Genomic DNA, 14,068 nt, shown 5'->3' on the forward strand with positions numbered 1-14,068 from the left:
GTCAATTGATGTTATGTGTTTCTCTAGTACAGTTATTTACAGAACTCCAAGTAAAAGCATCTTTGCCATTCTGGCAGTCGACTAACTAAAGATAAGAATACGGACATGTGATTGTTTTACTTTGATCTAAAGCCTAATTTCTAGCTAAAGGCTCTTTTGAGGTGTGCTTGAGTTGTTCATGTTTGCAGTTTTACGATTAAATGAGGCTAAAGCCTAAATTTGGGTGACTTTGGGCTTTAGCTTAAGACTATTATGATTTTTCTATTTTCCATTGGTAATGACGAGTCACGAGAGCTTTACCCATGAACCATAACCCTTTAACTTTGAGTATCAGCTCACCGTCATAGTAACTTTGTAAGCATTCGCCTATTTGCTCATTAATATTCAAGTCGTAATGCAATTGAATTGGTCTATCTTTTTGTATGATGTGAAGTCCGCCCATCGCAAGCGTGTAACCTTGCCAATCGCTGTTATCAGCCGCAAACCTTGCTTGCTCTAACAGTGTATCTTTTTTATCCATGAACTTAGCGCGTAATCGTCTTAGTTCACGCCATACAGAAACACTACTCCCTGTGCCAGGATAGTTGCCCTAACTATCTACATAAAACATTATCTTTAGCGATTCAATAACCTGAGCCCAAAGCTGACCTGCTTATGTAAATAAGCATTATGCTTGTCTGCGAAATTCTCTCGGGGATACACCTATGAGCTTTTTGAAATAACGGCCCATATGACTTTGGTTTGAAAAACCAACTTTAAGGGCAATATCAGCCAATTTTAATTCAGAATAACTTAACGCATGTTTAACGTGTTCAATGCGGACATTAGTCAGATATTCTTGTGGTGTTTGTGCCAGACTTTCTTTGAACATTCTGCAAAAATGGTATTCACTCAATTGGGCTAAATCAGCTAATTCATCTAAGTATATTTGTCTTTGATAATTCGCCTGTATAAAGTCACAAACAAGAACGCAAATTTTAGGAGATAAGCCGCCTTTTAATGGCGATTTTAATTGTTTATTGCCCATGCGCTGCAGCATAGAAATTAAAATGGTATCTGTGACTTGCTCAAGAGCTAATTGCAAATCATTGGTATGCCAATTAGCCCTTGCCATGTTATGGCGAAATAATGCTTCTAACCCTAAATCTTCGGTAAAGGTAAGTTCTGGCAAGTCAATTGTTCTGGGATCTATATCAAATACTCTTAATGCTAATCGCTTGATATAGGTATCATCAAAATACAGGTGCATAAACTCCTGCGTATCCCCAACTTGCCATTGACTATCAGCGCCTTTAGGCATTAAACAGAATTTTCCTGGTGCACCTTTATTCGCCTTAATATCGGTTCTAAATGTATTGTAACCGCCCGTTAAATACATGCTTAACGTATGCTGCTTATTATTTACATAAGATAAGTGTTCGTTATTGTTGCGGTAATGCGCCCATGTTAAACCATGGCTTAAAGACTTTTGCCTGACACAGGTTTTTTTTGAAAGCTCAAAGGTGATTGGCTTTTTGTTGATATGATTTTCAATTATAGCGTTCATACCTTAACACTAACTGTTAACAATAAAGGGCTCAAGTAGTCTAGCAACAATAACCGCAATATCGTGTTAGTTTACTAAAGATGATGACAGAAATGTTGTGTATTAAAGTCAATAATGAATTCTTTATGTTGGTTTGAGTGAGTGAAAAATGACTGCATTTTTATATGCTTTAATGATTTTTGTCTGGGGGTTTTCCTGGATTGCTATAAAGTGGCAACAAGGCAGTGTAGCCATGGAGGTTTCTATTTTATATCGATTCATCTTTGCTGCTGTAGTGATGTTTGTGATCGGAAAAGTATTTAATAAATTACAATCGGTGAGTATTAAAGATCAAAAGTACTTTGCACTACAAGGCTGCTGTTTATTTTGTTGTAATTTTTTATTTTTTTATAGCTCTACCGCTTATATTGCCAGTGGTTTAACGGCGGTTATTATGGCTACGGCACCTATTTTTAACGCCATTCACGGCCGGTTTTTATATGGTACTACCACCAATAATAATTTTTGGCTGGGGGTAGTGGTAGGTTTAACGGGTATTGCTAGCTTATTTGCGGGTGATTTATTACAAACAGATTGGTCTCAAGAAGTATTTTTAGGTTTGTTTTATGCGTTGGCTGGTACTTGGTGCTTTTCAATTGGCAATATGATCAGTATTCGTAATAGTAAAAACAAAATCCAACCCTTTACTGCAACAAGTTACGCTATGATTTATGGCTGTATTACCTTATTAATCATTATATTATTTAAAGACTTAAGTTTTGAAATTGCATTAAACACACGTTATTTAGCCAGCCTTGCCTATTTAGCTATACCAGCATCTGTTATTGGTTTTACCGTTTATTTAATATTGGTTGATAGAATAGGAGCAAATAAGGCGGCCTACTTATTGGTGATCACACCCATAGTCGCTTTAATGATCTCAAGTATATTTGAAAGTTACCAATGGACAGTATATTCAACCTTAGGTTTACTCTGTGTTGTATTAGGCAATGTTATTACTCAAGTTAAAAAACCTATACTCTCTTATTTTATAAAGGGACGTATCTCTGATTTTAAAACTAAGAAAATTAAAGGTTAGCAAGATGAATGCCTCTGCTGCTGACACAAAACCAACCGACGTTGTGGTAATGGCCGATAACGCCGAATTTTCGATGAGGTTGACAGCAATAACGAGCAGGACAATGACAAACTGACAAATAAGGACAAATTTTCTTACTAATTTGTCCTTATTTACTGCTTGAACTAATTCCTTGATTTAGCCTGCTTGCTTAATAAACCTTCTTTGGCAAGTGGTCGATAATTAATACCTTGTTGCTCCAAAGTATCAAGTTGCTGTGCTAATCGTTTACTAAAAGCTGACCATGAGCGTTGCTCTTGTGGTGACCAAGCAACTTCAGCTAAGGATAATAAGCGCGGGAATATCATGTATTGCGCATCACTCATTGATTTAATGGTTTCTCCCCAAAGAGCCGCTTCAACACCAATAATATTTTTAGCGGTAAGTCCCTCAATCATCAACTCAGGATCCCAGTTGTAAGAGTTTTCAATACTGTTGTACCCTGCCCAATGCAAACCAATTGGCGCGTCTTTATCGTATTTAAGATCTAAGTACGTTTTATTGGCGGGTGACATAACAATTTTGTTACCACTTTTAGCCATATTTACGGTGTTTTCACAGCAGTGATTTTTGTTATTCCAATGTTGACCTACTACATCGCTACTTAAGCCATCAACACTGCCTAGATCATTAGTCCAGCCAATCAGAGTTTTGCCATGTTTGCTAATAATGTCACTGGCTTTTAACATAAAGTCAGCATAGTCTTGATGTTTAACCCATTTAGGGGTTTCATCACCGCCAACATGGATATATTGTCCGGTCGTTCTTTTAGCAACTTCGCTAACAACATCTTCAAAGAAGTCATAAATTTTAGGATTAGAAAAACACAACGAGCTAATACGCACTTCAACGCCGGTATAAGGCCAATCGGGTTTATCGCCATCGCAATAAAGCTCATCAGGATAAGCAGCAAGCGCGGCTTTAACATGACCGGGTACATCAATTTCAGGAATTAAGGTAATAAAACGTTCATCAGCATATTGAACAATTTCTTGGTATTCATCTAAGCTATAAAAACAATTTTCACAGCTTTGTTGACCAACCGCAGAGTTACTGCCAACTTCGGTCAGTTTTGGCCAACTTGGAATTTCAATGCGCCAGCCTTGGTCGTCAGTTAAGTGAAAATGAAAGACGTTATATTTATAAGCGGCAAGGTAATCAATTACTTGTTTCACTTCATCTACAGTATAAAAATGTCTTGCTACATCTAACATAAAACCGCGATGCTCAAAACGAGGGTAGTCATTAATAATACCGGTTTGAAGAACCGCTAGTTTATTATCATCTGCCAAGGGTAAAAGCTGTTTCAGGGTTTGAATTCCTCGAAATACACCTGCCTCAGAGCCACCGACAATACTTATTAACTGTTCTTCAATAACCATTGAATAAGCTTCTGGGCCACCGGCTAATTCACTATCTACCAATAAAAAAATTTGATTTTTTTCAACAGAAAATTTTGATAAATTTATATCAAGCAGCTTCTGTCCGCTGATAACATTAATTTCAATTGACTGTTCAACAACGCTCGATATTGCTGTTGTTAGCTGATTCGCAACGGCAATTAACTTAGGTTGGCTAGCACTAATGAATATTTGCTTGGTATTAGCTAAAACAAAATAACCAGTGCCTTGTTGTGCTTCCACAGGAAGGGGAATGATATTGCTGTAATCTACGCTGCTTAGCTTAGCCGTAGATGTTGTTACTGTTGAAAGCTTATTCTGATTACTATTAATGTTTTTTTTGTTGTTACCATAATCATCACAGCTAGAGAGCATCAATAGACTTAACAGTAAAACAATGAATGCTTTATAAGAGATTTGCATATATTTTTAACCTTACCAGTAGTTTTCGTGAAAGCAATATTAAAATTGCTCGCGCATCGTTATTATTGAATCACAGTAAGACTCTGCTCTATATAGGGAATTCCTTATCTGCTGACTAGTACTTACCCGTTTTTCATAACAACAATACTCATTGCTTCTCTGCATACTAAAACGAATGATTTAAGCAAGCTTGAATTTCGCACTTTTAAAGTTAATAAATGATAAAAGTGCTAACTAATAATTCAGTTAACTGGGCAAGCAGAATCCCTAACAACCAACTCAGGGGTAAATACTCGAGATTGAGGTTTAGTATTTTTTCGGATTAGGGAAATTAATAATTGTGTCGCAGTTTTTGCCACTAGCTCAGTTGACTGCTTCGCGGTAGTCAAGCCTGGTAGAGTTTGTCGTGAAAAAGGGCTATCTTCAAAGCCAACAATAGACAGCTGCTCTGGTACTGATATACCCATAAAACCTGCGGTAAACAAGCACCCAGCAGCAATTTCGTCGTTACAAGCAAATATAGCCGTGGGTTTATTCTCACCCGTTAATAACTGAAAAGCCCCTTCGACACCAGATTCAAATGAAAATATTCCATCTAAAATAAAATCTTCATTAGGACATATTTTATTTTTATTAAGTTTTGCTAAATAACCAGCAAATCTTTGAAATGCCGAACCATGAGCTTTATCTCCCTGGATAAAGGCAATATCTTTATGACCTAAATCAATTAAGTATTGGGTAAGATCAGCTGCAGCTTTAAAATCATTTATGCAAATGGTGCGATCATCATCACAGCCTTTACCTGAAATTATCTTAATGTAACAAATATTTTCTTCATCAAGCCTGGTCAATAACGTTGGCATTTCGGACAAAGGTGGCGTTAACACTAAACCCGCCATCTGACTTCGCCGAACCATAGCGATAATGTCATCACAGATCGTGTTCGAAGAGGCTTGGCAAGGACGAATAAATAACTCCAAGCCCTCTTGCAAACATATCTCTAAGATACCCTTTTGACATTCAATAATGTAATGACTATTGGGATTATCATAAACAAAGCCTATTGATGAGGGAGCACCACACAGTTGACGCGCGGTCACACTGGGGTGGTAATTTAATTCTTTTATTGCTTGCCACACTCTTTCTTTTTTGAATGGGCAAACATATTGTTCTTTATTAATGACCCGAGATACAGTTTTAGATGAAACTTCAGCTAACTGTGCAACATCCATCATAGTTACTCTCATAGCTTCTACCTTGTCTTAGTATTACTAACCAACAACCTAAAAAGCCATTGATTAAATTTAATCAATGGCTTATACCAATTGAAACTGAATGGTTCTACCTAAAAGACAAAGTCAAAACCGGCAACAACATTACGCCCTACTTCACTTGTTTGGTATGGACGAGATTCATCACCAATATAACGCTTGTTTTGTTGGTCCGTTAAGTTAGTACCTTGCAGATACAAACTTAAACCACTATCAAAGCTATATTTAACTTTCGCTGTTAAACGAGCAATTGAGTCATTAAATCGAGGGTAGGTAAATTGAATTTGTTCATAATACGCATCGCGATAGTTATACGATAAACGCGCATCCCATTGGTCTGTACTATAGAAAAGTACTGCGTTATAGGTTGATTCAGACAAGCCAGCTAAAGGTAATTTCTCACCGGTTAACGGGTTGGTTTCTTCGGTGTCGCTATCAACATAAGTATAGTTTGCTTGAATACCTAAGCCATCAAACGGTGCCGGTAAACTTGTAAATTGATGAGAAAGCGCAACTTCAACACCTTTAACAGAGCCACCGTCTTTATTTACAGGTTGGGTAACAATCCATAAGTCACCATCACCCAATAAATCTTCTAGCGATTCTTCGGTGGTAACAAAGGTTTTAATATCATAATAAAAAAGACCGATACTGACACTTGAACCTTCACTGTAATACCACTCAGTAGAGAGGTCATATTTATCGGCCTCAAAGGCTTCTAAGTCAGCATTACCTTTTTTGGCGGTACGGGTAGCGCCACCATCAATTTGATCTTCTTCCTTAATATCTTTTACCGATAGTTGCTGGGCCAATTGCACATAAGCTGGGCGAGAAATTACCGTTGAATAGGCACCACGTACTACCCAATCGTTTTGTAAATCTAAGATTAAGTTAACGCTGGGCAGTATCTCGCTTGATTCACCTGTTTGAACAAAGTCAAAATCAAAGTTATTAATTTTTTCTAAATCGTCGGCATTTTTCCAATTCAAATCAGTTGAAAAGTTAAATGTTTCAGTATTTTGGTCACTGTAACGTAAACCAAAGTTACCTCGAAGTAGCATGTTATCAAAATCATGTTCAAAGTTTGCTTGTGCATAAACCGATGCTATTTCCTCAGTAACATCATAAGAGTTACCTTGATGGGCACGTTCGGTATAAACAATACCGTAACCATCGAGCAAACTAGGGTCTATAAATTGATAACTGGATATAGCGTTACCGCCAAGGCCACTAAGAAAATCATCCGGTGTTGAGCTAAGCACACCAATATTACTCGCAGGACCACGTAGGCTGTCATGGGCAGCGGTATCTTTATGGTAATCATTACTGGCAATAATGTGCCTTTGCTCTTGTGTTGCTTCGCTATAACGCACACCAAACATAACTGAAGTTATAAAGTTATCATCTAAATAATACTCGCCATCTAAAGCAATATAACTATTGTCATTGTCACTGGTTTTTCTTGCATAACCATGAGCCCAGGCAGTAGCGCTACCTAAATCATCAGTATTAACATCCGGATATTGTACATAACCAATGCCATCATCAATACTCACCGTCGTTGGACCACTCAAAGCAATTTTAGAGCTTTTAATAACGCCAGCACCACCAGCAGAATTAGAAGTACCGAGAGCAGCTTTTAAGGTTAAATTATCGCCTAACCATTTAATATCATATTGAAAAGATTCACTTGCTAACTTGGCATCACGGCGAATTGCTGACGCCCAACCAGCGCGACCATTTTTAGGTGCTGCATAATCAATACTAGTAATGGTATTGGTTGTTTCATTCAGTGTTGCATCAAGCACAGTGCCTGGCTTGCCGTGTTTGTAATAACCGGCATGATTTAATGAGATCAGGTTAGTATTTAAGTTATCACCTTCCATATTGCTGGTCAGGTAATTAAAGTTCATATCGATAGTATCACTTGGCTGATACTGCAAACTAACCATGGCCGTTTTGCGTTCACGGTTTTGATTAAAGTTAGCAGAACCAACAGCACCGGGCACTAAAACATCGTTGTACTCACTGCCATCTGCGGTAACAAAACTTTGTTTTTTATAATTTAATACTTCTACTGCATCACGCCTAGTATCAACATTTGAGTAATCAAGACTGACTAAAGCGCCAAATTTATCATTCAGTTTCCAACTAACTAATGCCGAGGCTTTTGGTGCAGTATCTTCTGATAGGGTATTGTAACTAGCAGAGCCTGAAGCGACCACAAGCAGTTCTTTATTTTGAGCTAAAGGTTTACGGGTAACAATATTTATCGTACCACCAACACCACCTTCAGGCAGATAAGCCTCGGTAGATTTATGCACTTCTGCACGTTGCACTATGGTTGAAGGTAGCAGACCATAGTTAAATCCTCGGCTCAGTGAATTTTCTAAGTTAAATGAGCTACTACTAAGCTGTTGACCATTAACTAAAGATAAGTTTTTTCCTGGCCCGAAACCGCGAATACTGACACTTTCACCATCTCCGCTTAAACTGCGAGTAATAGAGATACCAGGAATACGTTGTAATGACTCAGCAACATTAGAGTCAGGGAAACTGCCAATATCATCTGCAGTAATTGAATCAACCACTGAGTTGGCATTACGTTTGGCATTTAAAGAACTGGTGATACTATCTCGATAACTGGTGACTTCGATCACTTCAATTTCTTTATTTTTCTTTTTTGCTATTGAAGTTTCGTCACTAGTTTCAGCAGAAAAAGCACTAAAACTAGCCGTTAAACTTGCACTTAAGACAATTGGCATTAACGCAATAGTTACTGCTGAAGCGACTCTATTTTTTCTACAATTTATTATATTATTATTCATATTAGTATTATTCCCAAGCATGTTTTGTTTGTTGAAAACCTCGTACATAACTGTACTTACGCAAGGTAATATCCATAAATCAACATTGTCGATCTTGGCTTATTACTACCTTTTGCATCAAACTCCATTTGGCCTTCCTTTCGAAATCGTAAGTTGAACTTCTTAATGCGTTCTTTTGATTTCTGTTTATACAATGCGCTTTGAATAAAACTCTTTCTATCGGCGTATCCGGCATCAAGCAGTAAGGTTTTTAGTAACACGCTATAGGGATTACCCTACACCCCATTAAAAATAAGGAGATAAATAATTTACAATACAAAGATAATTATTTACAAGCCTGTATATAATAAACTAAGTTATATATGCTAGTTTCTATCAACCCCAAAAAAGTGTCTATTAGAGGCAAAGTACACACCTTAAGTGGCACTTACTAGCTAAACCTGTAAATAGGCCAATAAAAACTTATTTGTTGTATCAAGTTGGAGTAGTAGATATGTTGAGAATATTATTAGTTGATGACCATTCTGTTGTCAGAGCAGGCATTAGACAAATACTGCAAGAGGCAGATTTTCCCGTTGACATAAGTGAAGCCGCAGACGCTGCTTCGGCCTTAAAAATGATCCGCCAACAAGACTGGGACTTGGTACTACTAGACATTCGTTTACCCGATAGAAGTGGTGTTGAGCTGCTCAAATTAATTAAAGCCGATAAAGTAAAATTACCTGTGCTTATTTTAAGTACCTACCCTGAATCTCAATACGCGGTAAGGCTTATTCACGGTGGTGCAGCAGGTTATTTGTCAAAAGATGCTGATGATGAAGAAATTCTAAAGGCGGTAAAAATTGCAGCTAAAGGCAAACGTTATTTAAGCGCAGAAGTAGCCGAGCTATTAGCCAACCATGTTAGCCGAGGCGTGCAAAATGATAAAATGGATTGTTTACACGAAACCCTTTCAGACCGTGAATACCAAGTATTTTTAGAACTAGCCGTAGGCTCTGGGCCAAATATTATTGCCGATAAACTCAACGTTAGCGCTAAAACCATTACCACCCATCGTGCCCGTATTTTACAAAAAATGAGCTTTAGCAATAATGCCGAAATTGTTTTATATGCCAATCGTCACGATTTGATTAACTAAGCAGTAGGTTAGACCATGATAAAATCAGCCCCGCTGCTTTTTCTTTTAAGCTTGCTGTTCATCGGTAGCTTTATTTACTGTAATAATTGCCAAGCGAGTAAACCGGTAAAAGAAGCCAGTGATACGGCAAAGCAATGGCGAAAAAACTGGTTAACCCCCCAAGAACAACAGTGGCTCAGCCAACATAAAGTGATAATACACGGTATGGTCGGCGGTAAGAGACACAAACCCTTTGAATATACTGATGACTACGGTCAGCACCAAGGATTAACCTCTGACTACCTAAAAATAATCAGTGAGAAGTTAGGCATAGAAATACGGTCAACCTTTCGTTTCCCTAAGTTTATGGCCTTAGCTAACGCGCTTAGGTCGGGGGAAATAGATTTTTCTTCATACTTGCCAAAAACGACCAACCTGCAAAAGGACGTTAACTTTAGTAAGGCTATTATCAAGATGCCAGTCGTGCTACTTGGCAGGCAAAATGCCGCAATTATTCAAGGACTAGACTCTCTGCAAAACGAACGAGTAGCGGTGCAATATGGCTCCTTCGCGCATTCATTTTTAGCAAAAAATCATCCTCATGTCGAAGTCACCTTTATCGAATCAACCATTGAAGGACTACAAGCACTGGATCATAATGAGACCGATGTTTTCATTCACAATGTTTTTTCAGCAGAGTATCACCAGCGTAAGTTAGGTATTACCGGTCTAAAAATATTAGCAACCACCCCTTATGACTATGAGATCATGTTCGCAGCATCTAAAAGCATGGCACCACTAATTCCCATCATTGAAAAAGCTATTAGCGACATTTCTGAGCGAGAAAAACGCTTAATCTTTGATAAGTGGATTAACATTCAAATTGAAAAGAAACTTGATATTAAACTCGTTATTCAATCTTTACTGGTAGTGGCCATTATTGTCACGCTAATTATTGCCCTATTCACCTATTGGAACCGCCAACTAGCGGAAAAAGTAGTCGAAAGAACAACTGAATTACGTAACCTCGCTCGGCACATGCAACAAGTACGCGAAGAAGAAAAAGCCAAACTAGCCAGAGAAATACATGATGAGCTAGGCCATACATTAACAGCACTCTCCATAGGTATAAGACGCCTACGCAGCTGTAACGATGAGCAGCAGCGCATTGATAAATCGAAAGAGCTTAGTCAACTTGTTAAAAGCGCTTCACAAACGTCAAAACAAATAATGACCGACCTACGACCCAGTATTTTAGAGGACTTAGGTCTAGTTGCCGCCATAGAATGGCTAGCCCATGAGTTCAAATCTAGACATGAGGTTAATTGTCACGTTACCGCCCATGAAACGCAAATAGAACTTGGCGAAGAAGCATCAATAGCACTGTTTCGCATTACCCAAGAGTCTTTAACCAATATCGCCAAACATGCCAAAGCCAGTCAAGTAGAAATAATTCTGACCTTTCAAGGCAAAGAGCTACTACTGCTTATTTCTGACAATGGCCAAGGATTAAAGCTGGGTTGGTCAACCAAAGAAGGTTCGTACGGTTTGCAAGGCATGCGTGAACGCGCTTTAGCTTTAGGTGGGGAGTTAACAGTAGACAGCAAAAAAAACCAAGGCGTTCAATTACTGGTACGTATTCCGCTATGAACTCAACTTTCCATTTAAATTTATGGCCACTATTTCAAACCATATTAAAGCAAAGAGCTTAACCGGTAATAAAACAGGTGGTTGAGAGCGTGGCTAGAGGCTGTGGAAAAGATTTTTGAAATAAGGAAAGCTAAAGTAAGCAGAAAATCAATTGGTAAATTCTAGTACACTTCACTGTTTATTCAAGAAAATATTAAATAATTCAATAAAAAATCAACTGTCCGCTTATTTTTTAATCAAACACGGTTCACTGGTTGAACAGTGACTTAGCGAAGGCTTTCCACATTTATTGTGGATAACTCTGTGAATAACGTTTTAATAATGTCCTCAAGCCCCGATGGAGTACGATTATATTGAACATGCTGAAAATATAGACAATTCATCTATATTTCAGCTTTATTAGTGACAGCTTTTAATAATTCAGCTCTAATGACAAGGTAACTGACAAAACGTGGTTGGAACACTTATTGGCCTAATCTTTGTGCCAAAAGCTGCCTTCAATCTCAACACTTTTTAGATGAACTGATAACTAAACTGACAATCAAGCATTAACTTTTCTCTTTAGGATAGATACTAATAAATGTTTTCACTGCACCTGCCTTAACCTCATTCTCACATGCTTTGCCCTGATAACATTGATAAAAACTCTCAAAACTGCCCCAGTAAGTATGCATGATGCCTTGTAAGCGATTTTTAATGGTATCTCGGCTGTTAGCCCGCATACCTATCATATTGTTAAGCTGGAACTTTGCGACACTCGGTACTTGATATGAAGCACTAATAACATTAAAACCTTTCACGGCAAAATAACCTGGTGTTGGTGGGGCAAACTTATATTGCCAATCACATATAATGACCTCTTTAGAAATTAAATCGATTGCTCTATAAGTATCATTTTTTGAGGCTGCCCATTTGCCTATGCCGGTGATATTACCATCGAGTAATCTATCCCCCCAGATATACATGGCAATTTTGTTTTTAGCTAAATGTGCCTGAATACGGTTTACTTCACTGGCAAAAAGTTCGGCTTTATCTTTACCTTTACAACGCGAACAGCCCTCCTCACCGAGAATAAATACCTCATCCATACCTACATGCACACCTTTTGCACCAAAAGCTTCAACCAACTCATCAACAAGCGCAAACACTACGTCATGAACTTCGGGGTGATTAGGACAATAAGCACGGGTGTAAAAGTCTTTATCAAGTAGTTTTTTACCCGGCGGCTCTTCAAACTCTGGGTAAACGGTAAGCAATGAGCGGATATTGTCTTGCTTCCAAGATTGGTGTCCTAACAAATTAATAATAGGGATAATTTCAATATTGTACTTAGCTGCTGTGTTAACTAAGCTTTTGACTTGCTGCTCGCTAAGTGCATTTTTATCAGCCAGTTCAGGATGTGATTTAAATTGATAATTATAATTAATGCGAAGAAATAACTGATTAACGGCGGTTTTTGATAAGTCTTCATCAATAAAACGTAGAAAGTCATCTAACTTGTCTGGTGTTGGCGAACCAATAGCAAAACTACGCACAGGTAACTGCTCTGCTCCTGTGACAGCCCAAGTACTAAGTGGTAGCAGCAATAGGGCTGCAACAAGCAATTTTCTCATTAGCCAAAAGTATTTTTTCATATTGATACCTGCATTATATTTATTAGTTAGTTTCTTAATTATATTTTCATTGCCCCCAATAAATTTGAACAACTTACTGCTTGCTCTGAACATATACGCTCCTTGCCATCCATGACACCGCGACATACCGTTCATCCTGAACATAAAAAGAGGGGGAGTTTCCTCCCCCTTAACACCACATAGAGACGTCTCGTCTCATCTAATATTGGCTGGGAGGCACCAATACTTCAGTGATTCTTTAAAATTCATACTGTAATTTATTCGCCTGATTTTTTGCTTTGCTTTATAAGACGTTGGTAACTACCATCAAGCTTCATTTGATGTAAGGCAAAAGCAAGCTTAGGCACTAATTTTTTATGCTTTTTATGAAGATAGGTGTAAATGGCTAAAGTCGAAAGCACGGGACCTATTTGCTTAACACCACTTTCTTGGAACTCTTTAGAGGTCAATAATTCTGCGGCCTCTATAGACATCAGTGCTATATCAGCTCTGCCGTGTTTAACAAAATTAAGCATTTTCACCGGGCTTGATAACTCTTGAACGTCTTTTGCATATTGTTTTGCCATTGCTGTTAACCATACTGATCCTCTTGGTACTGTAACGCTGTACTTTGCTAACGCTTGCCAAGGCATCGCTATGTTTTTTACTCGCTTTGAAAACATAGCGTTTTGTATAACTTGTTGAATTTCTGGCACCCTAATAAGGTTTGGAAATTCATTATTATCATTTAAACCGGAAAAACGATGCGCCTCGCCATCAAAAACGCCTTTATTTGCTTCATGTAGTGACCTTTTACCCGGCAGGGTTTTCATTGAAAATTTATACCCTATGCGGCTAAAGGCTTCGGTAAGCAATAAATTAGTAAATTTATATGCCGTGCTTTGAGGCTCAACATGGGTAGTAAAAGTAATAATGGGTTTGGCGGATGCCGATGTTATTGCCAACGCAGAGAACTGCATTAAGGCAATAATTAACCGGGGTTTTGACAACCACTGCTCCAGCATTACCTTCCCCTTCATCCGTTATCTGCTGAGCCAACAGCTCTAATAAAAAAGCCCTAGTACCAAGTCAATGTCAGTCAG

At 38.2% G+C, this 14,068-nt stretch carries 10 protein-coding genes; 3 read left to right on the forward strand and 7 right to left on the reverse strand.

Annotated elements, in window-relative coordinates; translation table 11 throughout:
• Window positions 1-250: 250 nt before the first annotated feature.
• Window positions 251-520: a hypothetical protein gene (locus HRT55_RS16705; protein WP_291623020.1), complete on the reverse strand. Its 270-nt coding sequence runs from the start codon at window positions 518-520 to the stop codon at window positions 251-253.
• Between the two features lie 147 nt (window positions 521-667).
• Entirely contained in the window at window positions 668-1,546 is an 879-nt protein-coding gene (locus HRT55_RS16710; protein ID WP_291623022.1) for an AraC family transcriptional regulator, read from the reverse strand.
• Between the two features lie 148 nt (window positions 1,547-1,694).
• Between HRT55_RS16710 and HRT55_RS16715 the strand changes: the two genes are divergently transcribed.
• Window positions 1,695-2,624: a DMT family transporter gene (locus HRT55_RS16715; protein WP_291623024.1), complete on the forward strand. Its 930-nt coding sequence runs from the start codon at window positions 1,695-1,697 to the stop codon at window positions 2,622-2,624.
• Window positions 2,625-2,788: 164 nt separating this feature from the next.
• Here HRT55_RS16715 and HRT55_RS16720 read toward each other — a convergent pair whose 3' ends face one another.
• The 3 genes from HRT55_RS16720 to HRT55_RS16730 form a co-directional block, all read right to left on the reverse strand.
• Window positions 2,789-4,486: a beta-N-acetylhexosaminidase gene (locus tag HRT55_RS16720; RefSeq protein ID WP_291623026.1), complete on the reverse strand. Its 1,698-nt coding sequence runs from the start codon at window positions 4,484-4,486 to the stop codon at window positions 2,789-2,791.
• A gap of 242 nt (window positions 4,487-4,728) precedes the next feature.
• Complete coding sequence (locus HRT55_RS16725; RefSeq protein WP_291623028.1) at window positions 4,729-5,733, reverse strand: LacI family DNA-binding transcriptional regulator; 1,005 nt, start codon at window positions 5,731-5,733, stop codon at window positions 4,729-4,731.
• Window positions 5,734-5,831: 98 nt separating this feature from the next.
• Window positions 5,832-8,585: a TonB-dependent receptor gene (locus tag HRT55_RS16730; protein ID WP_291623030.1), complete on the reverse strand. Its 2,754-nt coding sequence runs from the start codon at window positions 8,583-8,585 to the stop codon at window positions 5,832-5,834.
• 493 nt (window positions 8,586-9,078) lie between these two features.
• Between HRT55_RS16730 and HRT55_RS16735 the strand changes: the two genes are divergently transcribed.
• Both HRT55_RS16735 and HRT55_RS16740 read left to right on the forward strand, forming a co-directional pair.
• A complete protein-coding gene (locus tag HRT55_RS16735) occupies window positions 9,079-9,723 on the forward strand; it encodes a response regulator transcription factor (RefSeq protein ID WP_291623032.1) in 645 nt (214 codons plus the stop codon).
• A gap of 15 nt (window positions 9,724-9,738) precedes the next feature.
• Complete coding sequence (locus HRT55_RS16740; RefSeq protein WP_291623034.1) at window positions 9,739-11,352, forward strand: transporter substrate-binding domain-containing protein; 1,614 nt, start codon at window positions 9,739-9,741, stop codon at window positions 11,350-11,352.
• 548 nt (window positions 11,353-11,900) lie between these two features.
• On the opposite strand, the gene HRT55_RS16745 is transcribed toward HRT55_RS16740, so the two are convergent.
• The gene (locus tag HRT55_RS16745) at window positions 11,901-12,986 is read right to left on the reverse strand and encodes a family 20 glycosylhydrolase (RefSeq protein WP_291623036.1); all 1,086 of its coding nucleotides are present in this window, start codon (window positions 12,984-12,986) and stop codon (window positions 11,901-11,903) included.
• Window positions 12,987-13,243: 257 nt separating this feature from the next.
• On the reverse strand, window positions 13,244-14,005 hold the full coding sequence (locus HRT55_RS16750) for an ABC transporter substrate-binding protein (RefSeq protein WP_291623038.1): 762 nt from the start codon (window positions 14,003-14,005) through the stop codon (window positions 13,244-13,246).
• Window positions 14,006-14,068: the final 63 nt, after the last annotated feature.

The organism is Colwellia sp., from assembly GCF_013214175.1.
In the GTDB taxonomy this organism is placed as follows: domain Bacteria; phylum Pseudomonadota; class Gammaproteobacteria; order Enterobacterales; family Alteromonadaceae; genus Colwellia.

What these genes read in the sequence shown, in the direction of transcription:
- HRT55_RS16705 (WP_291623020.1), bottom strand. Translation starts at nt 520, where the DNA reads ATGGATAAAAAAGATACACTGTTAGAGCAAGCAAGGTTTGCGGCTGAT.
- HRT55_RS16710 (WP_291623022.1), bottom strand. Translation starts at nt 1,546, where the DNA reads ATGAACGCTATAATTGAAAATCATATCAACAAAAAGCCAATCACCTTT.
- HRT55_RS16715 (WP_291623024.1), top strand. Translation starts at nt 1,695, where the DNA reads ATGACTGCATTTTTATATGCTTTAATGATTTTTGTCTGGGGGTTTTCC.
- HRT55_RS16720 (WP_291623026.1), bottom strand. Translation starts at nt 4,486, where the DNA reads ATGCAAATCTCTTATAAAGCATTCATTGTTTTACTGTTAAGTCTATTG.
- HRT55_RS16725 (WP_291623028.1), bottom strand. Translation starts at nt 5,733, where the DNA reads ATGAGAGTAACTATGATGGATGTTGCACAGTTAGCTGAAGTTTCATCT.
- HRT55_RS16730 (WP_291623030.1), bottom strand. Translation starts at nt 8,585, where the DNA reads ATGAATAATAATATAATAAATTGTAGAAAAAATAGAGTCGCTTCAGCA.
- HRT55_RS16735 (WP_291623032.1), top strand. Translation starts at nt 9,079, where the DNA reads ATGTTGAGAATATTATTAGTTGATGACCATTCTGTTGTCAGAGCAGGC.
- HRT55_RS16740 (WP_291623034.1), top strand. Translation starts at nt 9,739, where the DNA reads ATGATAAAATCAGCCCCGCTGCTTTTTCTTTTAAGCTTGCTGTTCATC.
- HRT55_RS16745 (WP_291623036.1), bottom strand. Translation starts at nt 12,986, where the DNA reads ATGAAAAAATACTTTTGGCTAATGAGAAAATTGCTTGTTGCAGCCCTA.
- HRT55_RS16750 (WP_291623038.1), bottom strand. Translation starts at nt 14,005, where the DNA reads ATGAAGGGGAAGGTAATGCTGGAGCAGTGGTTGTCAAAACCCCGGTTA.